This is a genomic window from Methanobacterium sp. CWC-01, assembly GCF_030323845.1.
GTDB classification, from domain to species: domain Archaea; phylum Methanobacteriota; class Methanobacteria; order Methanobacteriales; family Methanobacteriaceae; genus Methanobacterium; species Methanobacterium aridiramus.
The window spans coordinates 452057-478749 of sequence record NZ_CP040735.1; the positions used below are offsets into that span (position 1 = coordinate 452057).

Genomic DNA, 26693 nt, shown 5'->3' on the forward strand with positions numbered 1-26693 from the left:
ATTTTCATTCTTTTTCTTCATCCACCAGATGTTCCATGAGCATTTTTCGGATAGAATCTGGGATGAACTTACTTTTCTGTTCCATAAAATCAAAATGAACAAGAACTGCCTTTCCCTGGGCCCGTAAATGGCCATTCTGCCAAGCCTCATGGGCAGTGACAAAGGAAGTGTTTCCGATTTTGCTTATGTAGGTTTTAATATGAACGTCACACCCGTAGTACATCTGCCCCAGAAAGTCAAATTCGGTGCGGACCATGATCAACTTCCATTTTTCATAACTCAGATCCAAGTCAGGAGTGAAAAAACGATAAAGTGGATTTCTGGCCAGTTCAAACCATTCTGCAAGGGTTATGTTATTTATATGTCTTAGTCCATCTGTATCTCCGAATCGGGGGGTCACTACAATATTTAACATGTATTATCACTTTCATTAGCGTAATTATATGGATGCGTAAACCACTGCTAAGATCTTGGCATCTTCTTGGTGAGCGTGTAAATCATGAGGAACAATGGAATCATAATATATACTATCCCCCTCATTGAGCAGGAATTTCTGTTGTCCGTAAAAAATCTCAATGCTTCCTTTGAGGACGTAAATAAACTCCTCCCCCTCGTGGGAGGAAAGTTTATATTCATCGGCCTGCAGGGGATGGACATCGATTATGAAAGGCTCCATATGTCTATCACCTTTACCGTAGGCCAGGGAATAGAAGTCCAGGGCGCTTTGGTCACTGGTAGCATCTTTACCAGAGAATCTTATCAGATTTTCATGTTTATCGGCTTCTAATTTAAAGGGACCATTTTGAGGATGATCATCCATAAAGGTTCCCAGACGTACCCCCAGAGCCTTGGCAATCCGTAAAAGAGGAGTGAGAGATGGGACCAGTGCACCTTCTTCCAGGTTTTTTATTAGTTCAGCATTGCACTGGCTGCTTTCTGCCAGTTGTTCCACGGTCATGTCACGACTTTCTCTTAATTGTCGAATTTTTGGTCCAATCGTATTCCTTTCCTGCATCAAATCACCTGAATAAACTTAAGAATAGGTCATTATATTTCGAGTTTCTGAAAATAGTTTAAATCTATCTTTAAACATTTTGAAACTTTACTGAGTCTGATTAGTTGTTGTGTTTTTTGGGGTGGTGGTGTTGGTAACGTTAACTGCCCTTCGGTTCAGATAAGTCGGTTTAAAAGACGGGTCACTGACTTCACTAATCTTCTGATCCCCGGAAAGGCTCAAATCCGAAGTTATAAGATTATCCCCCACATCCTCTCCTATTCCCAGGGCATGAACTCCTGATGCAAATCCGTAGGCTAAAAGCGCAATCAAGAGAATGATAAACAGTTTTCCATTTTTTTGGGGTTTCATCTTCAACCTCAGAATGACCTTTCTTCATGTTCCAAGATTATTTTCCCTACCAAGTGGTCATCCATTTTACAAGAAACTATATTTTTCCTTCATCTTTAAATAAACTACCCTGGCAATTTCTAACCTTTAGACAATTCTAAATAAGCTAAATATGTGCAAAATTAGTAACATCTTTCATAAGATGATTCAGATCCAATGAATTACTGCATCATACCACAGTAACACATTTAGCCAGATTCTTGGGTTGATCAGGATTTATGCCTCTTTCTACGCTTATATAGTAAGCCAGTAATTGCAAGGGAACCACATAAACAAGGGGTGAAATCAATTCACTGATGGCATCATCCAATCCCATCATATCATGGGATTCAGAACGTAAATTGGTGTCCATCTGTGATCCTAAGCCTATTACTCGAGCTCCACGTGCTTTAACCTCTTTCACATTGCCCATGGTCCGATCATGACTTTTGCCAGGAGGAACCACTGCTACCACTGGCACTCCCTCACTTATCAAGGCTAATGGCCCGTGTTTTAGTTCACCGGCAGCGTATCCTTCTCCATGAATGTAGGTGATCTCCTTTAGTTTAAGGGCGCCCTCCATGGCAGTGGGATATGAAAAACCTCTACCAATGAAAAAGAAATCCTGTGCATCCCTGTACTGGGGAGAGATTTCTTTTATAAAATCTTCCTGTTCCAGAACGGTGGTCATATAATCCGGAACCTTCCCCAATTCATCCAGAATTGCATTATCTCTGGCCATACATGCTGCCAGGAGATATATACAAGTTAACTGGCTCACATAGGTTTTAGTGGCAGCTACCCCTATCTCAGGACCGGCTCGAGTGTATATTACATGATCAGCCTCACGGGTAGCCCTGCTCCCCATCACATTAACAATTGCCAGGGTTTCTGACTTTCCTTTGGCTAATTCCATGGCCTTCATAGTATCCGCAGTTTCACCAGACTGAGTGATGAATATTACTAGGGTATCTGGTCTAAGAGCACCAGCAGAGAACTCAAACTCAGATGCCAATGCCAGATCCACTGGAAGACCAACTAACTCTTCAAATAAATATTTTCCAACCATAGCTGCATGATAGGAAGTACCACATGCCACAAAACATAAGCGATTAATCTTGGAAAAGTTTTTAACAGTCTTTTCTATTTCATCAAGTTCAGATAGGGTATTACGGACTGCTTCCGGTTGTTCATGTATCTCTTTAATCATGAAATGGTCATAACCACCTTTCTGGGCCATTTCCGGGCCCCAATTAATAACGTCTATATTCTTCTCCTTTATATGACCATTTACATCCTTAATGATTATGCCATCACTTCGAATAATGAAAATATCATCATCATCCAGATAGATTACACGATTGGTTTCTTCCAGTATGGCCGGTACATCTGAGGCCAGGAAATAGTCATCATCCCCCACCCCTAGAATAAGAGGACTCTCCTTGCGGACTCCAATGATGGTATCCGGATAATCAGCGTGAATAATTGCCAGGGCATAGGAGCCCTTAATTTTCTGAGTTGCTCCACGAACAGCTTCCTCAAAATCATTTCCTCCATCCATCTGTTTTTCGACCAGATGAGCGATCACCTCGGTATCCGTGTCGGAGCGGAAATGGTGGCCCTCCTCCTGTAACTGGTCCTTAAGCTCCTGGTAGTTCTCGATAATGCCATTATGTACCAGGACTATTTTATTATCGCAGTCAGTATGTGGATGGGCATTTTCACGGGTTGGAAGCCCATGAGTTGCCCAGCGAACGTGAGCAATTCCAACCTTACCCGGCAGTTCATCTAATTGCAATTTTTCATGAACTTCATCTATTTTACCACTGTCTTTTTTGATATTAATTGATGATGATGAGGTGGCTATGCCCACCGAATCGTAGCCCCGGTACTCCAAACGCCGTACGCAGTCTAAGAGTATGGGTGCTGCTTTTTTATCTTTAAGTATACATCCTACAATCCCACACATTTTATTTCACCAAAAATGAGGTTTGAGTTTAACTTACTCTACGTATATAATTTTAAACTAAGGAAATCACAATAAAATAATTGTAGTTTCAAAGGTATATTAAACCTTGGATACAAATGAAAATGGAGTTATACATGAAGCTTGAAGTGGGAAAGCTCTTATATCAAGGCAAGGCCAAGGATGTTTACGAAACCGACCATCCTGATCAGGTTATGGTTAAATTCAGGGATGATATAACAGCAGGTGATGGCCAAAAAAAGGATAAAATAGGCAAGAAAGGATATTACAATTCCATTATCTCCGCTAAGTTCTTCCTGTTATTAGCAGAGGAGGGTGTGGAAACCCAGTACCTGGATCTTCCTGAACCAGGTTACATGCTCTGTAAAAAATTGGAAATGATACCTCTGGAGGTTATAGCCCGTAATGTTGCTGCAGGAAGCTTAGTACGTCGTTTTCCGTTCCAAGAGGGGCAAGAATTGGATCCTCCCCTCATTCAGATGGACTTTAAAAACGACGAATATCATGATCCCATGTTAAACGATGATATCGCCAAAGCCCTCGGTATCGTTACCCAGGATGACTTGGACTATATCCGCAGGGTAACCCTGAAGATAAATAAAATACTAAAAAATTTTCTGGAAAGTAAAGGACTGATGTTTCCTGACTTCAAAATAGAATACGGTCGTGACAAAGAGGGAAATATTGTTCTAGGAGATGAGATCAGCCCCGATACCTGTCGCTTCTGGGATCGTGAAACCTGTGATATCTTGGACAAGGATCTCTTTCGCAAAGGAGAATCAGGAGTTATTGAGGCATATAGACGTGTAGCAGAAATAATTCTGGATGAAGATGATCTGGAAAAATGGAGTCTGGATCCTGAATAATTGGGCCCCGCAGGCCCTTTAAACTAAAAAGGATTGTGATTAACATGAAGTACCATGCCGAAGTAAGGATAAGTCTGAAGAAGGGTATGCTAAACCCGGAGGCTTCTACCATCCAAAGGGCTCTGGCCCTTTTAGATTACCAGGTAGAGGACACTAAAACCATAGAGATTATTAAATTCTCTCTGGAAGCAAATAGCCCGGACGAAGCCCAGAAAGAAGTTGACCAGATGTGCCAGCGACTTCTCTGCAATCCCATTATACACGACTACCAGATCAAAGTAAGGCCGGGAGATGGGTAAAATGAAGGTGGGTATAATCCGTTTCCCAGGTTCTAACTGCGATCGAGACGTTTTTCATGCCCTGGGACTGGTAGAATGTGAAGGTGAATATATCTGGTGGAACCAGCGAGATTTATCTAAATTCGATGCCATAGTAATACCCGGAGGATTTTCCTATGGAGATTACCTACGAGCCGGCGCTATAGCCGCCATCACCCCGGTTATTGATGGAATAAAGGCAGCAGTTAAAGAAGATAAGCCTGTCCTTGGAATTTGCAACGGTGCTCAGATCTTAGCAGAAGTGGGTTTGGTTCCGGGAGTTTTCACTCTCAATGAGAAAGCCCAGTTCATCTGTCAGTGGGAAGAGATGGAAGTTAAAACCACCAGAACGCCGTTCACCAGCCTCTACAAGAAAGGAGAAACTATAAGGATGCCAATAGCCCATGCTGAGGGGCGTTACTTTAACCCGCTAATTGATGATCTTAAGGACCAGGATCAGGTGGTGCTCAGCTTCGTGGAAAGCAATCCCAATGGATCTATAGAATCCATAACGGGAGTGTGTGACCTGGAAGGTAGAGTTTGTGCGGTTATGCCTCATCCCGAGCGGGCCTCAGAGTCTGTTCTTGGATCAGATGATGGTTTAAAGTTTTTCAAAGGCCTGGTTAATTATTAACCCCCCAATGGTGAATTTTAGCAACTTTGGTCTGTAAAATTTATTTTTAACAAGGTGAACTGATGGTAGTTTATTTAGTAGGTGCTGGTCCCGGTGACCCTGAACTGGTGACAATTAAAGCCATAAAAGTATTAAAAGAAGCTGACGTAGTGATTTATGACCGGCTGGCCAACGAGGAGATACTCGAAGAGGCTGCAGGCGCCGAGCTTATCTACGTGGGTAAAAAGGCCGGAGCTCATCACAAGACCCAGGATGAGATAAATCAGATATTAATTGATGAAGGTCAAAAACATGACACAGTGGTGCGCCTGAAGGGTGGAGATCCATTCGTCTTTGGTAGGGGTGGAGAGGAAATGTTAGCACTTTTGGATATGGGAATAGAAGTGGAAGTTATCCCTGGAGTCACCTCTGCCATTGGAGTTCCAGGGACAGTGGGATTACCAGTCACCCATCGTGGTGTGGCCACATCCTTTACTGTGGTAACTGGCCACGAAGACCCGTCGAAAACTGAAAGTCAGGTCAAATGGGACTTTAACGCGGACACCATCATAATACTTATGGGCATTGGTAAATTAGAAGAAAATATGCAGGAGATCCTGAACTATAAAGATCCAAAAACCCCGGTGTGCATCATTGAAAAGGGGACCATGCCTGGCCAGAGGATAGTAACGGGGACACTGGAAGATATTACCCAAAAAGACGTTAAACCTCCTGCTCTGGTGATAATTGGCCCTGTAGTCGATGTTTATAGAAAGATTAGAAATAAACAGTAACCAAGATTGATATGAAAAGATTGGAAGGTAGGGTGATTGCCGTTACTAGACCCCGAGAGAGGGCACAGGTAGCGGTGGATATTATCACCCGAGAGGGTGGTGAAGCTCTGCTGGCACCTACACTGGAACTGGTGATGTCCCGCACCGAATCATTGCTGGAACTTTGCCAGCATGCTAAAAACCTGGACTGGATCATATTCACTTCCCCGGCATCACTGCAATCACTGTTCCAGTACTGTCCGGATTTCAAATATGATTTACACCATGATTGCAGGATTGCCGCCATTGGGCCACGCACCCAAAGAGTTTTAGAAGAATACGGATTAAAAGCAGAACTGGTGCCTGAAGATTACACAGCAGAGGGCCTTTTGAAGGTTATGGCCCCTTTAAATCTGGAAGGAAAAATCATAGGCATCCCTCGAACATTTTCGGCCCGAGATGTCTTGCCAGAGGGTTTGAGAAAGATGGGGGCTCAGGTTTTACTGGCTGAGGCTTATAAGTCCACCATACCCCACGACCTGAAACCAGTGCAGGATTTAATGGAGGGAATACTTAACGATGAAGTAGATGCCATAACCTTTACCAGCCCCCTAACTGTACATAACCTATTTGAAATTGCTGCTAACAGGAAAAAGGAACTTATTGACCATTTAAAATCTGGAAAAATTATGATTATTGCCATTGGACCCATAACTGGGTATGCAATCCAGGAATATGATTTACCCTACATTGCCCCCTCTAAATACACAGTAGAGGCCATGTTAGATAAAATGATGGAAGAGATGAATTAAAGAGATGAATTAATATGGCAGATAAAGATAAAACCATAATCTGGCCGGCTTATCTGGACTCCAAAAAGTCCCAAAGGGAAGGGAGAAAAATTCCCATTAACGAGGCAGTTTCAGCACCCAAACTTCGTGAAATTAAGCAGGCCGCAGCGAAGTTGGGGTTAAATCCCTTCACTGAAAAAGGAAAATCATATCCCAAATCCTGGTGGGAAAACTCCGGAAGGGTAATTGTGGATAAAAGATTTACCAAAAGAGAAACCATTTTAAAGATCAGTACCCTTATTAAATCATCCAGATCATGATAAAAAAACTTAACAAGGTGATTATTTACAAACCAAGCTCTTGAAATTCATGAATAAAAAATTTCCCCCAGAAAGCATTCTTCGGCCACTTGACCGACCCATGCATAAGGCCCGTGAATTGGTGGAAAATTCTGAGGACATCAAGATATTATCTCACATTGATTGTGATGGCATATCCGCAGGAGCAATTCTCTCCTCCACCCTAGATCGGCTGGAGCTAGATCATGAAGTAGAATTTATTAGTCTGGATATGATTCCAGAACGTAAAGCAGATAACGAACTGACCATATTTTCTGATCTTGGTTCTGGACAGAATCTGGACCATTTTGCCACTTCCAACTCCAAAGTTTTAATTCTAGACCACCACCCTCCTTTAAGAAAGATGGGACCATGCTGGAGGGGAGAGTTTATTGAAATTAATCCCAATTATTTCGGTATGGACGGGTCTTATCATGTTTCTGGAGGGGGTATGTCCTACCTACTGGCTAAAAAGTTCGGCTTCGAGGACTTAAGTTGGATTGGGGTTCTCAGTGCAGTTGGGGATATGCAGAATAGTTTAACTGGAAAGTTAGAAGGAATAAACCAATTTATACTGGAAGACAGCACCCGGAGGGGTCTGGTTCGATCATTTAATGATCTGGCTATTTACGGCAGACAGACTCGACCCATATACGTCGCTCTATCCTATTTTGGAGATGTTAAACTTCCCATAACTAATAATCGGAATGAATGTTTACTTCTACTAAAAAAACTTGGAATACCAAGTAAAAATGGCAGGAATCCGCGTACCCTCTCAGATTTAACACAAGATGAAAAAATGCGACTATTTTCAGAGTTAGTACGTATGTTAACCCTGGAAGTTCCCCGTAAATATGCTAAATATGTTCCACGTCTGGTCTCTGGTGATTCCTACGAATTTTTGAAGGAAGAGAGGTATTCTCCACTTCGTGATGCCGGTGAATTTTCAACGGCAGTTAACGCCTGCAGCCGGCATGATCGACCGGACATTGCCTTTAAAGTCCTTAAAGGTAACCGTAAAATGGCATTAAAAGACATGGAGTACTTGGCCAAGGATCATCGGAGCTATCTGGCCCGTCAAATGGATTGGCTCCAGGAAGAAAGCCGGATTAAATCTCTGCAAAACCTGCAATACTTCGATGGTAACGGGATAAAAAGTAACGTTATTGGAACCTTAGCCGGAATGTTGTTGAGCTATGGGGATTGGAAAAAACCCATGATAGCTTTTACTGAAATAGGGGACGAAAAAGACGGTCTAAAGGTTTCTTTACGCTGTTCACGGCTTTTAGCCTACGATGGAATCCACTTTGGCAACGTAATAAAAGAAGTGGCCAATAAAGTAGGAGGGACTGGGGGCGGACATTCTGTGGCTTGTGGTGCTTACATCCCTACCAAAAGCAAAGAAAACTTCCTTAAACTCTTTAATCAAACCATTAATGGTTTAATTTAGTTAAAAGTCCTTAAATAGTCTTTAGTCAAAAGTCCGACACAATCACTTGGTGATAGGATGAAGGTTTTCAAAAAAAGAGGCGAAATAACTCGTTTTCAAATACTGGCTGAGATAGCTAGGGGGGATCCCCATCTACGCCAGAAGGACATCGCTGATAAACTGGGCATAACCATCCAGGCAGTTTCAGAAAATATTAAGAGCCTGTCTGATGAGGGTCTGGTGGAAACTGGTCGTGGACACTCCCGATACAAAATCACTAAAAGGGGTATTGAGAAGGTTAAAAAAGAGGCGCTGAATCTTCGTAAATATGCAGACCAGGTTCTGGATACCATGAACACCTACAAGTCAGTTTGGCCGGCACTGGCCCGGGATGATCTGCAGGCCGGGGAGATGGTCTGGCTGAAGATGGAAGATGGAACATTATATGCTGGAAAAGAAAAATCACCAGCCCATGCCGAAGTACTTCACGATGCACGTAAAGGGGAAGATGTGGCCTTAAGCAGTCTGGGTGGAACCATAGAACTGGAGCCAGGGTCAGTAGTAATAGTAAAACTTCCTCCCATAAATCAGGGCGGTTCCAAGAAGACAGATCTCGATAAAGTCCGCAAAATTTATGGAGAATATGAAATGGATTTTGACCGGGTGGGTATCATGGGAACCGTGTCTCGGTCGGTGGTGGATAAAGTTGGAATCAGGCCTGATTTTGAATTCGCAACCCCCCAAGCAACGGTGGCAGCTTCCAGAAGGGGACTTAATGTTCTGGTATTTGCAGTGGGTAAAATGACTCGTAGCATCAGCCGCAAACTGGATGAAGAGGCGATAAAGTACGTCATCGAGGATGTTTCTATTTCCTAGGCTAACTATATATTTCGTGTCTTGATAACAACTCAGGACTCCATTTGGATAAGTTAAGGAGTTTGTAATGCTCAAAATTCTTTGGTGGTTAATTGCAGGTTCGACTGGAGGCCCTAATCGTGCCAGGATAATTATGGCACTGCATGAAAGACCTTTAAATGCGCATCAACTTGCTGAACGTCTTGAATTAAATTATAAGACTGTCCGACACCACATTAAAGTCATGGAGGAAAACAAGATAGTAACATCTAGTGGACCTTCTACTGGTAAAAAGCAATATGGCGAAATATATTTTCTCTCTAATCTTATGGAGGAAAACTATGACACTTTCAAAGATATCTGGAGTGATCTAAAATAAGTTATATGCTCATTTAATGAATTAGGGGTTTAAATATGGCAGTAGGAGAAATGGGATACAACGCACTGATCATAACTTACGTAGCTCTATTAGCTGGGATTGCCAATGTAAGCCTACTTTTAGGATTGCTGTATGCATACTGGAAAACCTACAAAGAATTGAAATCGGGATTCACCATTGGACTTTTATATTTTGCCTCTTTCCTGCTCTTGCAGAATATTCTATCTACCATTTTCCTAGCCATTTCCCTGGTCATTCCCCTGGAATTTTCGGGTTCAGAGCTTAGCAGGCCCCGTTTACCCCTTCTTTTCATTAATTTGATCCAGTTAGTGGCCCTATCCATACTCTTCAGAATAACCCGGAAGTGAAAGGCTGATAATGACTGATAATAACTGATAAAAAAATATGAAACTAAGAAATTTTGGCATGATTTATGTATGAATTTGGCATAATCATTTATTGAACACCTATAATATGGAGGAACATGTCTTACTTATCACTAATTCTGAAAAATCCATTTAGAAATAAAACCAGGAGTGCACTGGCAATTGTGGGAATTGCGGTAGGCATCGCCACTATTGTGGCCCTGGGCCTGGTAACCGGGGGCTTGAAAGCAGCCACTTCGGAGACCCTAAACGCAGGAGGTTCGGATCTGACTGTAACCGAAGCTAATTCAAATTTCATGTCCGGCACCATAGACGAGGCCCGGGTGGAGGAGTTGAACAACATCAGTGGCGTTAAGAACGCAGCAGGTGTGTTGAGGAAAACTCCCTCCATCAACATCACCGCTGAGGGCGGTTTTGGATCCTTTTCCGTCAATGGGATCAAACTGGATAAGCTCAGTGTTGTGGATATTAACAGTGTGGAGGGAACTTTGTTTTCCAGTGGTAGCAACGAGATTATTCTAGGAAAAACCGCTGCAGAATCCCTTGATAAAAAGGTGGGTGATACCATCAACCTATTCGGAGAGGACTTCACCATCACCGGAATATTTGAAACCGGGAATATAATGTACGACGGGGGGGCATTCACCTCCCTGGATACCTTACAGGACCTAACCAACAGTCCCGGAGAAGTTTCAACCATCTATGTACAGGCAAATGACAATACCAACCTCACCGAGCTTAGTCAAACCATCAAAGACTACTATCCCAACGAACTAACAGCCACCTCCGCCAGCGCCCTCACCGACAGAATCAACGAGGGGCTAAGCATCATCGACTCGGCAACCTGGGCCATTTCGTTACTGGCCATATTTATTGGAGGAGTAGGTGTGATTAACACCATGATCATGTCGGTCTACGAACGCACCAGAGAAATAGGGGTCCTTAAGGCAGTGGGTTGGAGAAGTAGAAGGATCCTGGGAATGATCATGGGGGAGTCCATTGTTCTAACCCTTATAGCAGCTGTGGTAGGTACTGTCCTGGGTATCCTGGCAGCTGTAGCCGGATTAAGTTTATTGGGCGGAGAAATAAGTCCCGCATACTCTTTAGATGTGTTTGTAAGGGGCTTTTTAGTGGCCATTCTAGTGGGTGTGCTGGGTGGAATTTATCCAGCCTACCGGGCTTCCCGGCTCCCACCAACCGAGGCGTTGCGCTATGAATGATTACATAATCGAGATCAAGGATCTGAAAAAGAGGTATGATGAAGGGAAAATAACCGCCCTGAGTGGCTTGAATCTTAAAATAAAAAAGGGAGAATTTGTTTCTATAATGGGTCCTTCCGGTTCTGGGAAATCAACCCTCCTGAATATGATCGGCGCTTTGGATACAGCTGACAGCGGTCGGATCAGGGTGGCGGGTATTGATCTCACAATTAAAAAGGATCTGAGCCAGTTCAGATCCCAAGAGATTGGCTTCGTATTCCAGATGCACAACCTCATCCCCAACTTGAACGTCCTGGAGAATGTGGAGATCCCCATGTTTGAGGGTAGTCTGAACTCCAAACAAATGCAGGAGAGGGCCCTGGAGCTTTTAAAAGCAGTTGGGTTAGAGGATAAGATAAGTCAAACACCGAACAAACTTTCCGGTGGTGAAAGGCAGAGAGTAGCCATTGCCCGGGCTCTGGTGAACCATCCGTCCATTATTCTGGCTGATGAACCCACCGGATCCCTGGACTCAAAAACCGGAGATATTATATTAAAGTTACTACGAGATCTTCATGAACAGGAGAATGTGACACTGGTGATGGTCACCCACGAACCTTACGTGGCAAAAATGGCGGACCGGATTGTATACGTCCGGGATGGTAAAGTATCCGACGAAGGGGACCGAATTATGGTCTCAGAATTAAATTAAGCTTCAGTTGTTCCTTATCTTAAGCAATGACCAAAATTGTCTCGGTTTGAATAATATTATTCAAATAATTATTCAAAATCAATAACAAAAATATATTACAGGAATCGGCACCCCAGATTGTCTATTTTAGTCACCAAAGCCTTCTCAACACTGGAGTCCGGATCCGGAGATATCGAAAATGCAGTTTGGCCTAACATGGCCATGGAAGCACCTAAACTTTCCTCCTCCATTATTTCCACCATTTCTCTAAGCTCCTCATCCATTAGTTGAGTTTCATCGGCAAATCTCCGTGATAGGAGCATGAACTGGGCGGGGGTGGGATTTTTTAAAAGTAACTTTAGAAGTTTTGACCCAGCCCGATTAATTATATCTTGATATTGGGGGCTGTTGATGATATCGGCAGTATCAATTTCCCCCAGGGTTCGGGATATCACATAAAGCTCCTGATCCGCCAGAATATGATCCGCCTGACCCCACCCTGGAGGACCCTCTTTAAGTCTTAAAACTATTCCGCCATGAACTTCACCCATGACATCACCCAGTCCACTCCCCAGTTCCAACTCGGCCAGATGAGCCACTTCACATGCCTGGTTAAAGGTTAAAGGTAACTTAAGACAACTTGATATCCCTAATGAAGCTCCCAATGCACAGGCTGCTGAAACTCCAAAGCCAAAGCCTACAGGTATTTTATGTTCATGTTCAATCCTAATATCGAAAGGTCCCAGATTGAGTGGGGAAATCCTTTTTTCCAGCATATCCCTTACTATACTTGATATAAACCTCTGGTTGTTCTGGATCTGGCCATTAACAACTATCTTCAACCTACCTTCCCCGTCTTCCACCACAACCCGGGTCAGCACCCCCTGGTCCAGGGTAACTCCTGCTCCCCGGGAGCCAGTTAAAACTGCTTCAGTATGTTTTTTTATCACGAAAAAGCCAGTTATGTGGGACGGGGCAAAAACAGAACATTGCATTGTATCACTACCTTTATTATGTGCTTCCATCTAAAATAATCTATCAAGTTACAAACCCAAGGGGGACCCCGTATAGAAAAAAGAATTGATCTGCATAGTCACAGCATTTTCAGCGACGGAGAGCTCTTACCCTCCGAATTAGCCAGACGTGCCAGTGTTTTAGGTCACCAGGCCCTAGCCATTACCGACCATGTGGACGCCTCCAACATCGACTGTGTGGGAAAGGTGATAGATGCAGTGATGGATATTCGGGATAACTGGGATATTGAGATCATACCCGGCGCCGAGATAACCCATGCCCCTGCCGAGATAATTCCTAAATTGGCCCGTATGGCCCGAGAAAAAGGAGCAGAGATCATCGTGGTTCATGGGGAAACCCTGGTGGAACCGGTAATCGAAGGCACCAACTGGAGTGCTGTTAACTGTCGAGACGTGGATGTTCTGGCACATCCCGGACTTATTACCAGGGAAGAAGCTGAAATTGCCCGCGATAATGATATAACTCTGGAGATCAGTGCCAGGCGGGGCCACAGTCTGGGTAATGGCCATGTGGTCCAGGTGGCCCTGGAGGTAGGAACCAATCTGGTGGTTAACACCGACACCCACGCCCCTGGAGACCTGATAAACTATGAAATGGCTAGTAAAATAGCTATGGGAGCAGGGTTACCCAAAAAAATGCTATCCAATGTTCTTATAGACAATCCTCAAAGTATTCTCCGAAAAAAAGGTATAATTTAGTCAAGAACACTAATTCTTAAAAGAACACTAATTCTTAAAAGAACACTAATTCTTAAAAGAACACTAATTCTTAAAAGAACACTAATTCTTAAATATATAAATAACTGTAAATTAGCAAATCAGGTTATAACCTCATATTCCAGGATTAGATCCTCAGCCAAGGGGTATGACTTTATTAATTTTAGCTTCACAGCCTGTGACATATAATCCATGCCATCACCATCCACCAGAGTCTTGGCCTCACTTCCACCCACAATCATAGGAGCCACACACACCCTTACCTCATCAACCAGTCCTAGAGAGAGCATAGAATAATTCAGGGTAGAACCACCCTCCAGCATGAGGTTAACTATCCCCTGGCTTCCTAAATTCTCCATTAAACATTCCAGGTCAACCCTTTCATCCCCGCAAATGATTATCTTAGCATACTGGCCTAGTTTATCTAACCTATCTTGGGGTGCCTTTTTACTCACGGCAATGATGGTGGGTGCATCTTTGGATAAAATCCGTGAAGATAGGGGTGTGCGAGCCTGGCTATCTACCACCACCCTCACGGGATTATCAGATGAATCTGCAGAGATTTTGTGGATGGTTAGGCGAGGATCATCGGCCAGCACAGTGTTAATACCCACCAAAATGGCATCAGAGTCCCTTCGCAGCCTATGAACCCTTAAAAGATCTTCTTTACCAGATATTTCTGAACTACCCCTTTTGGTGGCTATTTTACCATCCAGAGTCATGGCTGCATTTAAAATAACTCTAGGCTTCATTTAGATCATTTGAATTACTGTTGTCCGAAGTTAAGCAAATAAAATATCTGCTGTATTTGCTGTATTATGGAGTTTATGGTGTTTAATATACTTTGTATAGGATCCAGGGTTTGCTGTATCTCTTGAGCCGTCTGATTTGTAGCATCACTGGCATTTTGCAGTGCCTGATCCGCAGTGTCTTTTACCTCTCCCACGGAGGGTGTCTGGGCTGCTAAAACAGGTAAGGTTACCAAAACCAGTCCCAGTACCAACATGATACGCGTGAATTTTTTTATCATAACATCACCGGGTTCACTTCACTTAAAATATACAATAAAGTTAGTATTAAAATATTAGTTTTTAAAAGATATTACCTCAAAAGAAGTAAAGAGATATTTGGTGAGAAAATGAGCGAAAATAGGTACCACAAAGGCATGAAAAATCTTAAAGTCATGAACCCTAAATCATTCCGGACATTGGAGGATAGCTTAGCTGATATAGCCCCCGACCTGGCCCGATATGTAGTTGAATTCCCTTATGGCGATATTTACGATCGCCCGGGACTTGATTTAAAAACCAGAGAACTGGTAACCATCGCCGCTATAACCACCATGGGCGGCGCATCTACACAGCTCAAAAGCCATATACGTGGTGCACTGAATGTGGGTTGTACTAAAGAAGAGATTTTGGAAGTAATAATACAAATGGCAGTTTACGCTGGTTTTCCCAGGGCGATAAATGGAGTTTTAGCCGCAAAAGAAGTTTTTGAGGAGTGGGAATAGTTCCTGTGAATGAAATACAAAGAGAAAATGAATTTAATGTTGTAATTAATTCTTAATACCAAAGACACGACAGGCATTCTCTTCAGTAATATCCGCAACTTCCTGCACATCCATAGACTTCAAATTCGCTATGGTTTTAACGGTTTCCTCCACAAAAGATGGTTCATTCCGTTGACCTTTAAATGGAGAAAGATAGGGGCTGTCTGTTTCTGTTAGAAGGTGGGATAATGGAAGTTCACGGGCCAGTTCCTGATGGTGGGGTGAAAAACATATCAGAGTGGATAGGGAGATTAGATGCCCCTCATCCATTATAAGCTGGGCGGTTTCTAAATCCCCCCCATAACAATGAAATATGATTTTGGGTATCCCTTTATACTCTTTAGACATTTCCAGGGCCTTTTTCTCGGCATCACGGGCGTGGACAATAAGGGGCATCTCTTGTTCTGATGCCATGCCTAAGAAGGATCTAAAGAGCTTTTCCTGTTTCTTTTGAGCTTCCTGGCTTTTTAAGGTATGGAAATCAAGCCCAGTCTCGCCCAGAGCAACAGCAAGGTGTAAATTTGACCTAATTTCGGTTAATGCTTCTTCTATTATTGTTCGGTCTGCTTTAGGAGCATAATGGGGATGGAATCCCAGAGCCGGGTAGAGAAAATTTGGATAATCCTGAGCCATTTTCAGAGTACGACGGTTGCCTCCCAGACTAGCGCCCGAATTTATTATGGCCTTTAACTTATTCTGAGCTCTTTCCATAACCTCGTCACGGGTTTTGTTAAACTCCTTAAAATCAACGTGACAGTGAGCATCAATCAAGGATCTTACACTCCAAAACGTCTTTCTCTTTGTTGATATGATCTTAAAGCCCTTAAAAAGTCTACTTTACGTAGGGCAGGCCATAAACTGTTACTGAAATACAGTTCAGAATATGATGATTGCCATAGAAGAAATCCGCTTAATCTTTCCTCACCACTGGTCCTTATGATGAGATTGGGGTCTTCCATCCCTGCGGTGTAAAGGTTGCGGTTGACTATGTTCTCATCAATGTCATCTACGTCCAGTTTCCCGGACTCCACTTCATTAACAATTTTTTTGATAGCATCCACTATCTCCATTCGACCGTCATAGCCAATGGCTATGTTCAAACGGCGTTGGTTATAAGAGGCTGTGCTTTCTTCTGCTTTCTTTATGGCCTCCCTCACATCCTCGGGCAGAAGTTCTAACTTTCCCACCGCCCTAACTTGCACCTTATTTTTATGGATCTTCTGGTTGCTGGTTATTTCCTCAAAATTTTTCTTAAACAGTTGCATCAGACCCTCCACTTCTTCAGGCGGTCTGTTGAAATTCTCCGTGGAAAAGGCATAAACGGTTACAATCTCTATACCCAAATCAACACACCAATCCAGCACTCGCTCTAGGGTGCCCACACCTTTCTTATGACCCTCAATAGTGTCTATATTACCTTGTACCTTGGTAAACCTTCGATTTCCATCCATAATGATGGCAACGTGTTTAGGCATATTCTCAGGACGCAGATTCCGGGAAATGTACCATTCGTACAATCTATAAATTGGTTTAAGAAATTCCATATCTAACTCCAGTGATTATTTATTTTTATCTTTATTTTTATCTCTAAGTTTAACTAAATAAGCTGCTAATTTTAAAGCCCTTACATATCCTTCTTTATTTTGAGATCTGGAAGTATCAATGAATATTTCATCAATCCCCAGAGTAACAGCACCGAAACTTTTTCCAGATCCCACTAAAACCAGGCTGCGAAATATTAAATTTCCGCAGATACCGTCTGGAGCTAAAATAAGATTAGCACCGTCGGCCACAGCATCTTCGATTAATATAAAGTAATGTTTAATCGGGTATTTATCCATTGTGATTCTGGTAAGTTCTTCCGCTTCATCCAGTGAAGCATCTATTTTGGTGCTTCTACCCCGGTCTTGTGGCCTTCCACCTGATAAAATCCCAATTTTAGGTTCTAGTCCTATTTTTTTTAAAAATTCAACTCCCTGACTTATAATTTGTACTTTCTGTTCCAGAGTGTCGCCTTCATCTATCCCCACCGGCGTAAGGAGGAATCTATGTCCCTTTACCTCGATAATTGAAGCCCTATTCATTTCAGGATACGTTTCTTGTAGCTGGCCCATTATTCCCGACGCATTTAGAGAACCTCGTACCGCGGCATCAACCTCTCCACTGAGTAGTAGGTCCATCAGTTCATTTTCTGATTCAGTTAAGACCACCTCGAAATCGACCTCATCCCGGGCATCTTTAATGGCACGGTTTTCTCCCATTCCAGCCGCCAGTCTCATAATTCACCAGAAATAGTTAATTTACAGCAATATCTAAAGTCTAAAAATAGTTTAGAATTTCTTCTTAATATCATTTTCACAACTAAGTTATTAAGTCCCTATCCAGGCATAATATCTTTTTCATTCAAAGCTTGAGGTACTTTCAGAGATTTCGGACCTTCTTTAAATCTAAAAGATAAAAAAAGCTAAAAAATACTTTAAATCTTTTCAGCCATGGCAATAGAATTCTCGATTGCCTCTAAAGTGGTGTTGATATCCTCTGATGAGTGAGCGGTACTTAAAAAACAGCACTCGAATTGGGAAGGAGGTATAAAAACTCCCTCCTTTAGGAGCTGATGGAAGTAACGGGAGAACTTAACAGTATCGGCGGTTTTGGCATCCGCATAGTTCCAAACCTCCCTTTCGGTGAAGTAAATCTGGAACATGGAGGCCAACCCTGCTACCTGGTAATTTAAGGATTTTTCGTCCAAAATATCCTGGATTCCCCTGCGCATTTGATTGCCGCTGCTGTTCAAATCATCGTAGAAGGTATCGTCCAGTAGTTCCAGGGTAGTCAGACCGGCAGTGACTGAAATAGGGTTTCCATTGAAGGTTCCTGCCTGATAAACATCACCAGATGGTGCTATCATTTCCATTAACTCTTTTTTCCCAGCAAAAGCTCCCATAGGAAACCCTCCGCCCAATATCTTACCCATAGTAACCAGATCGGGTTTGACACCATAATATTCCTGGGCTCCACCCCTTGAGAGTCGGAATCCGGTTATAACTTCATCAAATATTAGTGCAGAATCATTTTCTTGAGTAAGTTTTCTTAAAAACCTCAGGTAACCCTCTTGAGGTTCTATGCATCCCACGTTACCCATAACCGGCTCCAATATAATGGCCGCAATTTCATCCCCCATCTCGTTAAAGATTTCAACCATGGCCTCTTCATCGTTGAAAGGCACCAGTACAGTGTTTTTTGTGGTGTCTTCAGGAACACCGGGAGAATCCGGTAATCCCACTGCACCAGATCCCGATTTAACCAGGGTATAGTCATGGGCCCCGTGGTAGGCACCTTCAAATTTTATGATCTTTTTTCGACCACTCCAGGCCCGGGATAGACGAATGGCGCTCAAAGTAGCCTCGGTTCCGGTGCTCACGAAACGGACCATTTCGGCACAGGGCACCCGATCCACTACTTCCCGGGCTAGTTCTATTTCCTTTTCAGTGGGGACTCCATAGGCAGTCCCCCTGGACATCTGGTTTAAAACGGCCCCCAGGACCACGGGATTGGCATGACCCAGAACCAGCGGACCATAGGCCAGACAGTAATCCAGGTAAGAATTTCCATCGGCATCTTGTATATGTGAACCTTCGGCCTCGGTGGCAAAGAAAGGATAGGGTTGGTAGGCCCTCACTGGGGAGTTAACTCCACCGGGCAGGTATTTTTTTGCTTCCTTGAAGAGTTCCTCTGATCGCAATTTATTCACTCCTTAGATAAATTAATTAATGCATTGGTAGCAGCCACGGCAACAGGAGTGCCACCTTTTGGTCCCTCGGTTATCAAATAGGGGATTGATGTCTCCTGGAGAGACTTTTTAGATTCTGCTGCCCCGACAAATCCTACTGGAACACCGACCACTGATCTTATTCGGTCTGGATGCTGTTCTTGAAGTTCGATTACTTTCATTAGAGAAGTGGGGGAGTTCCCTATGACCACCATTCCATGAAATCCCTCTTTAAGGGCTACTTCCATGGCAGCAGCAGCTCTGGTGATTTCCCTTTCTCTGGCGATTTTGTAGGCTAGGGGATGGTCAATGTAACACTTAACTTTACCCGGATAAGAGGTGATGCCTACCTTAACCATTTTTATATCGGTTAAGATATCTCCATTCCCTTTTATGGACTTTAAACTCTCTTCCAGAAAATTTTCACTAATTTTGGTTAACTCTGCATATTCTGGATCTGCAGTGGAATGTACAATACGTTCCACAACGGCCTGTTCATCGGGTTTTAAGTGTTTAATCTGCTCAGAAATAAGTGATCTAACTATTTCCCGACTTTTCACGGCAATTTCATGGCCCTCTTTGGTGGATGCACCCATAAACATGATTTCACATACCTCAAACTTTGATGTATCAAAAGAATGTATTCTAAAAATCTTTCATTCTATTGTAAAGTTATTATGGGATTGGTTCTTTATAGATTTCTCACCAAATTGTTTACACCTACTCCTTAAACGAATTACATCTTTTTTTAGATCAGTTGAAGATATGATCATCATATTGAGGTAATTTTATTATATTTTTGATAAATCAGCACGAGTAATTTGTTTTACAAACATCGTTCGTCTTCTCCCGAACCTTTATATAGGTGTAGGAGAATAATTACTAACAAGTATTATTTTTAGTTAGGAGGGGAAAAAATGAAAGAACAAGCAAGTGAAGTGGGTGGCCAGGTAAAGCAGACCATCGCCACTTTGATGACAACTGCCTTTGGGTTAATCGCAGCTTTAGCTTGGAACGAAGCTATTAAAGCCATAATAAACGAATTTTTTGCACAGGGAGAAGGAATGACCGGTCTACTGGTTTATGCAGTTTTAATTACCATAATTGCTGTTGTTGCAACTTTAATCATTGGCTGGGCCTTGGGCAAACCTCCAGTACAAGAAGTAAGGATTGTGGAATAGATTCCTCTATTCCTATTTTCCTTTTTAATTAAATTAATTTTTTTCCATTAAATATCTGTTAAATCATTATTTTCTATTAATTTCACTAATTCTTTATGAATCAGTTAATGTGGTTACATGGGTTTTACTCAGCCCATCCAAGTAACGGTCCCGGGTACCCATGGCCAGACCAATGATCAAATCCACCAAAAGAGGAAGCCACAGAAACTTGGAAATATTTCTTAAAAAAGTTTTCTTCAAATCTATTTTTCCTTCCAGGTTTACTACTTTAATTTTCATTAATTTTTTGCCAATGGTAACTCCATGTTTTCCTTCCAAGTAAGTGAAATAGGCCACCATTATAACTCCAGCCAGTAAGGGCCAGTAATTTAGCAAGCTATAACTGTTGGTGAGGGCCACCAGGGGATTGATCAGGGCACTTAGAACCCATAAAAATAGAGTTACGATTAGGGCATCTATTGCAAATGCCAAAAATCTTTTTCCCCACAGGCCAGGTCTCTCATCGTCCATATAAACACCATCTGTTAACATACCCTGGGAACTGGATCGGCAATAGGTGCTTCCAGTATCCTCTTACCTCCTAAAAGGGTTTCTAGTATAACTGGGCCATCTGATGTTACTTCACCAATTATCTGAGCATCTTGTCCATATTTTTGTTTGCGAATCACACCAAGTACTTCATCGGCTTGATCTGGCTTCACACCCATTATAACCTTACCCTCATTGGCCACCTCAAAGGGATCTATACCAAGCATCTCTGAAGCAGCATGAACTTCACGTTTTACCGGGATCTTTTCTTCATCCAGAAGCATCCCCACCACAGATTTGCTAGCTAGCTCGTTTAAGGCATTGGCTATACCTCCCCGGGTGGGATCCTTCATGGCACTGATGCCACCCACCTCCAGGGCGGCTTCTACCATGCCCCATACTGGAGCTACATCGGATTTTAAATCAGTTTCAAAGCCAAATCCTTCCCGGTAGGACATCAGGGCTATGCCATGGTCACCGACACTACCGCTGAGTATGATCTTATCCCCCACCTCCAATCCTGAATCCCTGGTGATACGTCCACGAGGGGCAAGTCCTATTCCGGTGGTGCAAATTATCATTTTATCCAGTTGATCATGTTCCATGACTTTGGTATCTCCAGTTACGATAGCCACCCCTGTTTCCTGGCTGACCACATCCATGGACTGTATAATGCGTTCCAGTTCATCTCCTGAAAATCCTTCACTGATTACCATTGCGTTGGTAATGGCCAGTGGTTGGGCACCCATGACTGAAACATCATTTATAGTACCAGCCATTGATATACGCCCAATATCACCGCCTGGAAAAAATAAAGGGTCTATGGTGTGACTGTCTGTGCTAACCACTATTTCGTAATCACCCAGGGGTATCGTTGCACCATCGTCAAGGTCCTGTAGTCCCACTCCATCTTCAACTTGCTTGTTACTTATATTTTTTAGAATTATATCCGAAATCAGGCCCTGCATTATCTCTCCGCCGGCCCCATGTGACATTCCAATTTTCATGGCTTCACCAGTACTATTTATTTGATAAATTAGTCTAAAATTATTTTTTAATACTTCAAATTCGTTGAAATTAGTTGGCGAGAAAATAATGGGATGTTTTCTCTGTTGCTGAAGTTGGAGTTTGAAATATTTAAATCCTTGCTCCCCCATACAGTCAGAATAGAAAAGTATTATATAAGTCTCGAAACAAAACCACCCTGTAGAAATACTGTTTATTTCCTTACTGCATTTTTTTAAAAAAATTAAAGGCAGAATATTTTGTAAGATCAAGTTAATAAAGGTGAAATAATGGCAATATGGCAAGGAAAATCTGTTAGAAAATTAACCGGCGGACGCTCCAAGAGCAGCCGGAATAAGAGAAAAGTAGAATTTGGTCGCGACCCCGCTGAGACCAAGATCGGAGAACGTAAGATAAAAACCATCCGTACCAAGGGTGGTGGAAAGAAACTCAGACTAACCAACGACCTTAAGATAAACGTGGTTGACCCTGAAAACAACAAGATGCAAGTTGCGGAGATCATGGGTGTCATTGAAAACCATGCCAACGATCACTTTGTGCGACGTAACATTATCACCAAAGGCGCCGTGGTGGAAACCAGTTTAGGTCAGGTTAAAATTACCTCCCGACCCGGACAGGACGGCATGGTTAATGGTGTGCTTATTGCGTGATACCATAAAAGATGAGGCGGAGAAGTTTCTAAAAGCCGTTAACCAGGAACTCCCTGAAGGGATGGAACTGGAATTCGAAGGATTCTTCGAAAGAGGCTTCTTTGTAACCAAAAAAAGATACGCCCTCATACAAGAAGGAAAAATTGTTGTAAAGGGCCTGGAGCTGGTGCGCCGAGACTGGGCGCCAGTAGCCAGGAAAACACAAGAGAAAGTATTGCGAGCCATCCTAGAAGATGGATCACCCAAAAAGGCAACAAAAATAGTGCGAGATGTCATCGAAGATATTAAGAAGGGTAATTTAGACTTGGAAGACCTGGTGATCAACACCCAGATTACCAGAAACCCGGAAAGTTACCAGCAAAACGCACCTCACGTAATGGCAGCAAAAAAGGCCATCGAAAGGGGTAGAAAAGTTGTTCGTGGCTCAATAATGCGCTACGTTGTGGTAAAAGGGAAATCACCCATAAGTCAGCGCGCAGAACCCGTGGAAGATGTGGATATAAGTGATTACGATCCCACTTATTACATTGAAAATCAGGTTCTTCCGGCAATATCCCGAATTATTGAAGCCATCGGTTATTCCCCCTCAGAAGTAATGCATCAGGAAAGACAGAGTAGCTTAGATGCCTTCTTCAATTGAAAAGTTAATTATCACCTGTGATAAACTTAATTGTTGATAAAAATAAGATTCAAATATTATCCGAAAGTAGTTGAAAACCAAGGAGCTGCAATATGGGGAAAGCAATTTTTTTCGATATTGACGATACTCTATATGACACTTCTGGTTTTGCCAAATTAGCTCGAAAAGCAGCCCTTTCAGCCATGATTGACGCAGGACTGCCCTTGTCCAATGAAGAATCTTATTCTCTTTTAAGATCTATAATCAAGGAAAAAGGTTCCAATTATAACAAGCATTTCAACGTGCTAACTCAACGAGTTTTTGGGGAGGAAAATCCTTATCTAATTGCATTGGGAATGATAACCTATCATAATGTTAAATTTGCATTACTAAGGCTTTTTCCGGACACCATGTCCACACTCATCCATGTAAAAAAACAGGGATATCATTTGGGAGTCGTATCTAACGGTCTGGTAATTAAACAATGGGAAAAACTTATCAGGCTGGATTTGCACCATTTTTTCGATGCAGTAGTCACCTCTGAGGAAGCTGGATGTGAAAAACCTGAGCCCGAGATTTTTAACCTGGCCCTGAGAAGAATGGGTTGTCGGGCGGATAAGTCCATAATGATCGGAAACAAATTTTCTGAGGATATTTTAGGTGCCCTCAACGTGGGAATGTCAGCCATACTGGTTAATTCCAGACTCACTGCAGAAGAAGAAGATTATTTAAGAAAGAACAACCTAGAAATTGACGTGGCATCTCACATTGGGTTAATTCAAGAAATTCTGTAAAAGGTTGGAAGTGGTTTTTATGAGTTATTATCATGATTATAAAATGGAAAAAATCTTTGAAGCCCTGGAACAGCCCAAAACCATAGAAAACTTACAGCTTTCCGAATCTTTTATAACCGATCTCTTTTTGAAGATCGTGGCTGGGTATGGAACCGTGAAAACCAGCACCATTAACGAAATAACCGGCATACACTGGGACATACTGGAAAGAATATTACCTGAACTGGAAAAAAGTGGCCTTTGCGCCACGGTCGGAGGAGGATTTCTATTTTCAAGTGTGGAATACAGTATAACCCCCAAGGGACGTGAAAAAGCCAGGGGTATTAATGAAGATAATCCCTACATCGGAATGGCCCCGGTATCCTATGAAGATTACTATGAAATAATGGATGTGCAAATGAAGGGACGCTACCCCCTCAAAATCCCATCCAAAGTGGTGGAGAATACTTTCAAAGATGTGGTAGGTATTGCCTATGCGAAAGAGTCCATAATTGAGTCCTGCATTATTGGTAAGGGTATCTTTGTTTACGGTCCTCCTGGTACCGGTAAAACATTTGTAGTCAGTAAAATGCCTGACTTACTACCGCCCCTGATAATTCCAAAGTTTATAGAATTTGGGGGACGAATCATCCAAATCTACGACTCCAGTTTCCACAAAAAATGTGAAGAACAACCAGAAGACCCTCGATGGGTTAAGATATTTGCCCCATTCGTTCTCACCGGTGCAGAACTAAATCTAAACAAACTTGAGACTAATTATAATCCTAATAAGGGAGTTTACGAAACTTCACCTATTATTAAAGCTAATGGTGGAATTTTATTAATTGACGACCTGGGTAGGCAGAGGGATGATCATGAACTCATCCTTAACCGTCTCATAGTGCCTATGGAAAACAACAAAGACATGATCTACGTGCGGGGAATACCGGTTGTGGTGCACTCCCACTTCATCCCGGCATTCTCCACCAACCTGGACATCAGCATCATGGATGAAGCCCACCTCCGTCGCGCTCCGCTGCACATCTTCCTTAAAAATCCTGATGTAGAGGAAGTAAAAGAGGTTTTCCGTCGGAATCTGGAACAACTGCAGGAAGATTATGAAAAGGATGTTCTGGACCGATTCAGTAAGGTCTATGAAAATATTAATGAAGGAGGCGAAGGCCTGCAACCCAGCTTTGCCCACGCCCGTGATGTGGCCCAGATATGTCAAGCGGTGCGTATTAACAAAGACAAAAACATTATAGATATTGAAGTACTGGAAGAGGCGCTTGAAAAGCACGTCCTCATTGTGCTGCAACGTATGAGAATAGACATCAGTCAAATCGCCAATAAAACCCGATCTTTCCGCATAAAAACCCAGGATTTAGAGGCAGCTTCACAGGCACTATCCGACTTTGGATCTATTGTAATAGCCAATGAGAAAGATTCATTAATTGCAGACTTGGAAGAGAACATCACCCCGGTGGTACTAGTTGATTACCTGAAAAAAAAGAATATTGATATTAAAAAAATCGAAGTGATTGCTGAATCAGAAAAAGAACTTCGAAGAACCATACTGGGATGGTAAATTAGTTAACAAGTATTTCTGATTCATGCTTGTCTTAAATTATTGAAATGCTTTTAAAAGTGATGCATAAGAAATTATTGAGGTGAATATATGGCAGATTCAACCTTCATTGCGGGTTCATTAATTTACTCACACATAATACCGCCCTTAATGGGCTTTATCGGCATTATTCTCATCTGCAGTGGGATAATGGATAGGAAAACCAAATACACGCTAGCTGGAGTGGCTTTATTTATGCTGGCCGGCTTGTTACCTTTCCTGATCCTCCCGCTGGTACTGGGGACCTAGTCAAAAAAAAAGATGCCGAGATAAGATTTCTTTTAAAGAAAATAAACTAATTTTTGACACATCTAGTATCAGAAAAGCTTTAGGGCACCCTGTTTTTCCAGTTTTAGAGATGCTATTTGGGATGCGAAAATACCACACTTTTCTGGGTCAGGAGTTTCAAGTCTTTTACAAGCATAGGCCGCCATGTAACTATCACCCAGACCAGTGGGATCTACCGTTTTATGAGGCGGGACAGCAGGGATTCTATGGACTTTGTTCATCCTACTTGAATAGATAAGTGATCCCCTATCTCCCAGGGTAATGATAACCTCTTCCGGCCCATTTGCAGCCAGTTTTTGGGCGATGATCTCCAGCTCAGAATATCCGATACCCAGTACCATTCTGGCCTCTAACTCATCCATAAAGATTATCTTTAAAAAAGGAAGAAATTTATGATGATCTTTCCAGGGCTTTAGAACGACTTCAAAATTTTCTAAATGCCTCATATAACCCTGAATACCCATATAGATGGGTTTTTCTGTTTGGTGAAGATATCGAAGTATTTCCAGTGGAATGTCCGCTGGCGATAAGGGAGAAACTAGAAATGCATCGAAACTGTGCAGATCTAAATCCTTGAAATCTTCTTTTCTAAGTGGGTTGCAGGGTAAATTTGCTCTCTGCTTCCTCTGATTAGGATCTGAGGAGGGGTAATAATTCTCAAAATTGGCGGTGTTTTCTCTAAAAGAAGGGATAACCCTTAACGATGAGGGAAAAGAATCAAGAAGGCCTTTATCTTCTTTACCAACAGTCACCAGAGCGGTGGCATCTACTCCCAGAGCGTCCAGTACACCGGCATGGTAGTACACCGGACCTCCAGTAGAGTGATAGGTAGAACCCTGCCTGATGATGGTATCTCGGGTAACTGGACCCAGTAGCAAGAAATTAGCCATACAAAACTCTTTGATTTAAAAACAAATAAAT

General features: G+C 42.5%; 35 protein-coding genes. 20 read left to right on the plus strand and 15 right to left on the minus strand.

The annotated features are described in order from the left end of the window. Positions 1-4 precede the first annotated feature (4 nt). The 4 genes from FGU46_RS02290 to glmS all read right to left on the minus strand — a co-directional run bounded on the left by FGU46_RS02290 (position 5) and on the right by glmS (position 3353). Positions 5-415 (minus strand): acyl-CoA thioesterase, encoded by a 411-nt coding sequence (locus FGU46_RS02290; protein WP_286476113.1) that lies wholly within the window; start codon positions 413-415, stop codon positions 5-7. A gap of 24 nt (positions 416-439) precedes the next feature. Then, positions 440-1015 carry a helix-turn-helix domain-containing protein gene (locus FGU46_RS02295; protein WP_286476118.1) on the minus strand — a complete coding sequence of 192 codons (576 nt, stop codon included), beginning with the start codon at positions 1013-1015 and terminating at the stop codon, positions 440-442. A gap of 87 nt (positions 1016-1102) precedes the next feature. Further along, positions 1103-1366, minus strand: a complete 264-nt coding sequence (locus tag FGU46_RS02300) for a hypothetical protein (RefSeq protein WP_286476120.1) — start codon at positions 1364-1366, stop codon at positions 1103-1105. 208 nt (positions 1367-1574) lie between these two features. After that, complete coding sequence (gene glmS, locus FGU46_RS02305) at positions 1575-3353, minus strand: glutamine--fructose-6-phosphate transaminase (isomerizing) (RefSeq protein WP_286476122.1); 1779 nt, start codon at positions 3351-3353, stop codon at positions 1575-1577. A 134-nt stretch (positions 3354-3487) separates the two neighbouring features. Between glmS and purC the strand changes: the two genes are divergently transcribed. From purC to FGU46_RS02365, 12 genes are all read left to right on the plus strand, one after another. Continuing rightward, positions 3488-4237 (plus strand): phosphoribosylaminoimidazolesuccinocarboxamide synthase, encoded by a 750-nt coding sequence (gene purC / locus FGU46_RS02310; RefSeq protein WP_286476124.1) that lies wholly within the window; start codon positions 3488-3490, stop codon positions 4235-4237. A 44-nt stretch (positions 4238-4281) separates the two neighbouring features. Further along, on the plus strand, positions 4282-4536 hold the full coding sequence (gene purS, locus FGU46_RS02315; protein WP_286476126.1) for a phosphoribosylformylglycinamidine synthase subunit PurS: 255 nt from the start codon (positions 4282-4284) through the stop codon (positions 4534-4536). Position 4537: 1 nt separating this feature from the next. Continuing rightward, complete coding sequence (gene purQ, locus FGU46_RS02320) at positions 4538-5188, plus strand: phosphoribosylformylglycinamidine synthase subunit PurQ (protein ID WP_286476128.1); 651 nt, start codon at positions 4538-4540, stop codon at positions 5186-5188. A gap of 62 nt (positions 5189-5250) precedes the next feature. After that, the gene (gene cobA, locus FGU46_RS02325; protein WP_286476130.1) at positions 5251-5961 is read left to right on the plus strand and encodes a uroporphyrinogen-III C-methyltransferase; all 711 of its coding nucleotides are present in this window, start codon (positions 5251-5253) and stop codon (positions 5959-5961) included. Between the two features lie 11 nt (positions 5962-5972). Next, positions 5973-6752: a uroporphyrinogen-III synthase gene (locus FGU46_RS02330; protein WP_286476132.1), complete on the plus strand. Its 780-nt coding sequence runs from the start codon at positions 5973-5975 to the stop codon at positions 6750-6752. Between the two features lie 14 nt (positions 6753-6766). Then, a complete protein-coding gene (locus FGU46_RS02335) occupies positions 6767-7051 on the plus strand; it encodes a signal recognition particle protein Srp19 (RefSeq protein WP_286476133.1) in 285 nt (94 codons plus the stop codon). A 49-nt stretch (positions 7052-7100) separates the two neighbouring features. Then, the gene (gene recJ / locus FGU46_RS02340; RefSeq protein ID WP_286476135.1) at positions 7101-8519 is read left to right on the plus strand and encodes a single-stranded-DNA-specific exonuclease RecJ; all 1419 of its coding nucleotides are present in this window, start codon (positions 7101-7103) and stop codon (positions 8517-8519) included. Positions 8520-8576: 57 nt separating this feature from the next. Further along, positions 8577-9374, plus strand: coding sequence for a DUF7839 domain-containing protein (locus FGU46_RS02345; protein WP_286476137.1), 798 nt, complete (start codon positions 8577-8579; stop codon positions 9372-9374). 67 nt (positions 9375-9441) lie between these two features. Then, positions 9442-9732, plus strand: a complete 291-nt coding sequence (locus tag FGU46_RS02350) for an ArsR/SmtB family transcription factor (RefSeq protein WP_286476139.1) — start codon at positions 9442-9444, stop codon at positions 9730-9732. Between the two features lie 35 nt (positions 9733-9767). Continuing rightward, positions 9768-10100 carry a hypothetical protein gene (locus FGU46_RS02355; protein WP_286476141.1) on the plus strand — a complete coding sequence of 111 codons (333 nt, stop codon included), beginning with the start codon at positions 9768-9770 and terminating at the stop codon, positions 10098-10100. A 116-nt stretch (positions 10101-10216) separates the two neighbouring features. Then, a complete protein-coding gene (locus FGU46_RS02360; RefSeq protein WP_286476143.1) occupies positions 10217-11338 on the plus strand; it encodes an ABC transporter permease in 1122 nt (373 codons plus the stop codon). Continuing rightward, positions 11331-12029: an ABC transporter ATP-binding protein gene (locus FGU46_RS02365; protein WP_286476145.1), complete on the plus strand. Its 699-nt coding sequence runs from the start codon at positions 11331-11333 to the stop codon at positions 12027-12029. Before FGU46_RS02360 ends, FGU46_RS02365 begins: the two co-directional genes overlap by 8 nt. A gap of 95 nt (positions 12030-12124) precedes the next feature. Here FGU46_RS02365 and FGU46_RS02370 read toward each other — a convergent pair whose 3' ends face one another. Beyond that, positions 12125-13003 carry a pantoate kinase gene (locus tag FGU46_RS02370; RefSeq protein ID WP_286476147.1) on the minus strand — a complete coding sequence of 293 codons (879 nt, stop codon included), beginning with the start codon at positions 13001-13003 and terminating at the stop codon, positions 12125-12127. 72 nt (positions 13004-13075) lie between these two features. On the opposite strand from FGU46_RS02370, the gene FGU46_RS02375 reads away from it, so the two are divergent. Continuing rightward, positions 13076-13741, plus strand: coding sequence for a histidinol phosphate phosphatase domain-containing protein (locus FGU46_RS02375; RefSeq protein WP_286478492.1), 666 nt, complete (start codon positions 13076-13078; stop codon positions 13739-13741). 119 nt (positions 13742-13860) lie between these two features. Here FGU46_RS02375 and FGU46_RS02380 read toward each other — a convergent pair whose 3' ends face one another. Together FGU46_RS02380 and FGU46_RS02385 are read right to left on the minus strand one after the other, a co-directional pair. Further along, on the minus strand, positions 13861-14511 hold the full coding sequence (locus FGU46_RS02380) for a 2,5-diamino-6-(ribosylamino)-4(3H)-pyrimidinone 5'-phosphate reductase (protein WP_286476149.1): 651 nt from the start codon (positions 14509-14511) through the stop codon (positions 13861-13863). 14 nt (positions 14512-14525) lie between these two features. Further along, positions 14526-14789: a hypothetical protein gene (locus tag FGU46_RS02385; protein WP_286476151.1), complete on the minus strand. Its 264-nt coding sequence runs from the start codon at positions 14787-14789 to the stop codon at positions 14526-14528. A 108-nt stretch (positions 14790-14897) separates the two neighbouring features. Here FGU46_RS02385 and FGU46_RS02390 point away from each other — a divergent pair, with 108 nt between their 5' ends. Then, positions 14898-15272, plus strand: coding sequence for a carboxymuconolactone decarboxylase family protein (locus FGU46_RS02390; protein ID WP_286476153.1), 375 nt, complete (start codon positions 14898-14900; stop codon positions 15270-15272). A 45-nt stretch (positions 15273-15317) separates the two neighbouring features. Here FGU46_RS02390 and FGU46_RS02395 read toward each other — a convergent pair whose 3' ends face one another. From FGU46_RS02395 to FGU46_RS02415, 5 genes are all read right to left on the minus strand, one after another. Next, positions 15318-16082: a TatD family hydrolase gene (locus FGU46_RS02395; RefSeq protein WP_286476155.1), complete on the minus strand. Its 765-nt coding sequence runs from the start codon at positions 16080-16082 to the stop codon at positions 15318-15320. Between the two features lie 5 nt (positions 16083-16087). After that, the gene (gene uppS / locus FGU46_RS02400) at positions 16088-16855 is read right to left on the minus strand and encodes a polyprenyl diphosphate synthase (RefSeq protein ID WP_286476157.1); all 768 of its coding nucleotides are present in this window, start codon (positions 16853-16855) and stop codon (positions 16088-16090) included. A 15-nt stretch (positions 16856-16870) separates the two neighbouring features. After that, complete coding sequence (gene mtxX, locus FGU46_RS02405; protein WP_286476159.1) at positions 16871-17590, minus strand: methanogenesis marker protein Mmp4/MtxX; 720 nt, start codon at positions 17588-17590, stop codon at positions 16871-16873. 197 nt (positions 17591-17787) lie between these two features. Next, the gene (gene hemL / locus FGU46_RS02410) at positions 17788-19053 is read right to left on the minus strand and encodes a glutamate-1-semialdehyde 2,1-aminomutase (RefSeq protein ID WP_286476161.1); all 1266 of its coding nucleotides are present in this window, start codon (positions 19051-19053) and stop codon (positions 17788-17790) included. A gap of 5 nt (positions 19054-19058) precedes the next feature. Then, positions 19059-19682, minus strand: a complete 624-nt coding sequence (locus FGU46_RS02415; protein WP_286476163.1) for a cobalt-precorrin-8 methylmutase — start codon at positions 19680-19682, stop codon at positions 19059-19061. A 315-nt stretch (positions 19683-19997) separates the two neighbouring features. On the opposite strand from FGU46_RS02415, the gene FGU46_RS02420 reads away from it, so the two are divergent. Beyond that, on the plus strand, positions 19998-20261 hold the full coding sequence (locus FGU46_RS02420; RefSeq protein WP_286476165.1) for a DUF5654 family protein: 264 nt from the start codon (positions 19998-20000) through the stop codon (positions 20259-20261). Between the two features lie 93 nt (positions 20262-20354). Here the strand turns inward: FGU46_RS02420 and FGU46_RS02425 are convergent, their stop codons facing one another. Both FGU46_RS02425 and hypE read right to left on the minus strand, forming a co-directional pair. Then, complete coding sequence (locus FGU46_RS02425) at positions 20355-20771, minus strand: RDD family protein (RefSeq protein ID WP_286476167.1); 417 nt, start codon at positions 20769-20771, stop codon at positions 20355-20357. A 14-nt stretch (positions 20772-20785) separates the two neighbouring features. Beyond that, a complete protein-coding gene (gene hypE / locus FGU46_RS02430) occupies positions 20786-21796 on the minus strand; it encodes a hydrogenase expression/formation protein HypE (RefSeq protein WP_286476169.1) in 1011 nt (336 codons plus the stop codon). Between the two features lie 288 nt (positions 21797-22084). Between hypE and FGU46_RS02435 the strand changes: the two genes are divergently transcribed. The 5 genes from FGU46_RS02435 to FGU46_RS02455 all read left to right on the plus strand — a co-directional run bounded on the left by FGU46_RS02435 (position 22085) and on the right by FGU46_RS02455 (position 25733). Beyond that, on the plus strand, positions 22085-22465 hold the full coding sequence (locus FGU46_RS02435; RefSeq protein ID WP_286476171.1) for a 30S ribosomal protein S8e: 381 nt from the start codon (positions 22085-22087) through the stop codon (positions 22463-22465). Then, a complete protein-coding gene (locus FGU46_RS02440; protein ID WP_286476172.1) occupies positions 22446-23105 on the plus strand; it encodes a DNA polymerase domain-containing protein in 660 nt (219 codons plus the stop codon). The genes FGU46_RS02435 and FGU46_RS02440 overlap by 20 nt, the downstream gene beginning before the upstream one ends. Before the next feature lie 92 nt (positions 23106-23197). Then, positions 23198-23878, plus strand: a complete 681-nt coding sequence (locus FGU46_RS02445) for a TIGR02253 family HAD-type hydrolase (RefSeq protein ID WP_286476174.1) — start codon at positions 23198-23200, stop codon at positions 23876-23878. Between the two features lie 19 nt (positions 23879-23897). Then, positions 23898-25445 carry an ATP-binding protein gene (locus FGU46_RS02450; protein ID WP_286476176.1) on the plus strand — a complete coding sequence of 516 codons (1548 nt, stop codon included), beginning with the start codon at positions 23898-23900 and terminating at the stop codon, positions 25443-25445. 90 nt (positions 25446-25535) lie between these two features. After that, a complete protein-coding gene (locus FGU46_RS02455; protein WP_286476179.1) occupies positions 25536-25733 on the plus strand; it encodes a hypothetical protein in 198 nt (65 codons plus the stop codon). A 68-nt stretch (positions 25734-25801) separates the two neighbouring features. Here FGU46_RS02455 and FGU46_RS02460 read toward each other — a convergent pair whose 3' ends face one another. After that, the gene (locus FGU46_RS02460; protein WP_286476180.1) at positions 25802-26662 is read right to left on the minus strand and encodes a PfkB family carbohydrate kinase; all 861 of its coding nucleotides are present in this window, start codon (positions 26660-26662) and stop codon (positions 25802-25804) included. Positions 26663-26693: the final 31 nt, after the last annotated feature.

Bases quoted from the DNA above. Each gene is read 5' to 3' on its own strand.
- FGU46_RS02290 (WP_286476113.1), bottom strand. From the start codon at position 415: ATGTTAAATATTGTAGTGACCCCCCGATTCGGAGATACAGATGGACTA.
- FGU46_RS02295 (WP_286476118.1), bottom strand. From the start codon at position 1,015: ATGCAGGAAAGGAATACGATTGGACCAAAAATTCGACAATTAAGAGAA.
- FGU46_RS02300 (WP_286476120.1), bottom strand. From the start codon at position 1,366: ATGAAACCCCAAAAAAATGGAAAACTGTTTATCATTCTCTTGATTGCG.
- glmS (WP_286476122.1), bottom strand. From the start codon at position 3,353: ATGTGTGGGATTGTAGGATGTATACTTAAAGATAAAAAAGCAGCACCC.
- purC (WP_286476124.1), top strand. From the start codon at position 3,488: ATGAAGCTTGAAGTGGGAAAGCTCTTATATCAAGGCAAGGCCAAGGAT.
- purS (WP_286476126.1), top strand. From the start codon at position 4,282: ATGAAGTACCATGCCGAAGTAAGGATAAGTCTGAAGAAGGGTATGCTA.
- purQ (WP_286476128.1), top strand. From the start codon at position 4,538: ATGAAGGTGGGTATAATCCGTTTCCCAGGTTCTAACTGCGATCGAGAC.
- cobA (WP_286476130.1), top strand. From the start codon at position 5,251: ATGGTAGTTTATTTAGTAGGTGCTGGTCCCGGTGACCCTGAACTGGTG.
- FGU46_RS02330 (WP_286476132.1), top strand. From the start codon at position 5,973: ATGAAAAGATTGGAAGGTAGGGTGATTGCCGTTACTAGACCCCGAGAG.
- FGU46_RS02335 (WP_286476133.1), top strand. From the start codon at position 6,767: ATGGCAGATAAAGATAAAACCATAATCTGGCCGGCTTATCTGGACTCC.
- recJ (WP_286476135.1), top strand. From the start codon at position 7,101: ATGAATAAAAAATTTCCCCCAGAAAGCATTCTTCGGCCACTTGACCGA.
- FGU46_RS02345 (WP_286476137.1), top strand. From the start codon at position 8,577: ATGAAGGTTTTCAAAAAAAGAGGCGAAATAACTCGTTTTCAAATACTG.
- FGU46_RS02350 (WP_286476139.1), top strand. From the start codon at position 9,442: ATGCTCAAAATTCTTTGGTGGTTAATTGCAGGTTCGACTGGAGGCCCT.
- FGU46_RS02355 (WP_286476141.1), top strand. From the start codon at position 9,768: ATGGCAGTAGGAGAAATGGGATACAACGCACTGATCATAACTTACGTA.
- FGU46_RS02360 (WP_286476143.1), top strand. From the start codon at position 10,217: ATGTCTTACTTATCACTAATTCTGAAAAATCCATTTAGAAATAAAACC.
- FGU46_RS02365 (WP_286476145.1), top strand. From the start codon at position 11,331: ATGAATGATTACATAATCGAGATCAAGGATCTGAAAAAGAGGTATGAT.
- FGU46_RS02370 (WP_286476147.1), bottom strand. From the start codon at position 13,003: ATGCAATGTTCTGTTTTTGCCCCGTCCCACATAACTGGCTTTTTCGTG.
- FGU46_RS02380 (WP_286476149.1), bottom strand. From the start codon at position 14,511: ATGAAGCCTAGAGTTATTTTAAATGCAGCCATGACTCTGGATGGTAAA.
- FGU46_RS02385 (WP_286476151.1), bottom strand. From the start codon at position 14,789: ATGATAAAAAAATTCACGCGTATCATGTTGGTACTGGGACTGGTTTTG.
- FGU46_RS02390 (WP_286476153.1), top strand. From the start codon at position 14,898: ATGAGCGAAAATAGGTACCACAAAGGCATGAAAAATCTTAAAGTCATG.
- uppS (WP_286476157.1), bottom strand. From the start codon at position 16,855: ATGGAATTTCTTAAACCAATTTATAGATTGTACGAATGGTACATTTCC.
- mtxX (WP_286476159.1), bottom strand. From the start codon at position 17,590: ATGAGACTGGCGGCTGGAATGGGAGAAAACCGTGCCATTAAAGATGCC.
- FGU46_RS02415 (WP_286476163.1), bottom strand. From the start codon at position 19,682: ATGTTTATGGGTGCATCCACCAAAGAGGGCCATGAAATTGCCGTGAAA.
- FGU46_RS02420 (WP_286476165.1), top strand. From the start codon at position 19,998: ATGAAAGAACAAGCAAGTGAAGTGGGTGGCCAGGTAAAGCAGACCATC.
- FGU46_RS02425 (WP_286476167.1), bottom strand. From the start codon at position 20,771: ATGGACGATGAGAGACCTGGCCTGTGGGGAAAAAGATTTTTGGCATTT.
- hypE (WP_286476169.1), bottom strand. From the start codon at position 21,796: ATGAAAATTGGAATGTCACATGGGGCCGGCGGAGAGATAATGCAGGGC.
- FGU46_RS02435 (WP_286476171.1), top strand. From the start codon at position 22,085: ATGGCAATATGGCAAGGAAAATCTGTTAGAAAATTAACCGGCGGACGC.
- FGU46_RS02440 (WP_286476172.1), top strand. From the start codon at position 22,446: ATGGTGTGCTTATTGCGTGATACCATAAAAGATGAGGCGGAGAAGTTT.
- FGU46_RS02445 (WP_286476174.1), top strand. From the start codon at position 23,198: ATGGGGAAAGCAATTTTTTTCGATATTGACGATACTCTATATGACACT.
- FGU46_RS02450 (WP_286476176.1), top strand. From the start codon at position 23,898: ATGAGTTATTATCATGATTATAAAATGGAAAAAATCTTTGAAGCCCTG.
- FGU46_RS02455 (WP_286476179.1), top strand. From the start codon at position 25,536: ATGGCAGATTCAACCTTCATTGCGGGTTCATTAATTTACTCACACATA.
- FGU46_RS02460 (WP_286476180.1), bottom strand. From the start codon at position 26,662: ATGGCTAATTTCTTGCTACTGGGTCCAGTTACCCGAGATACCATCATC.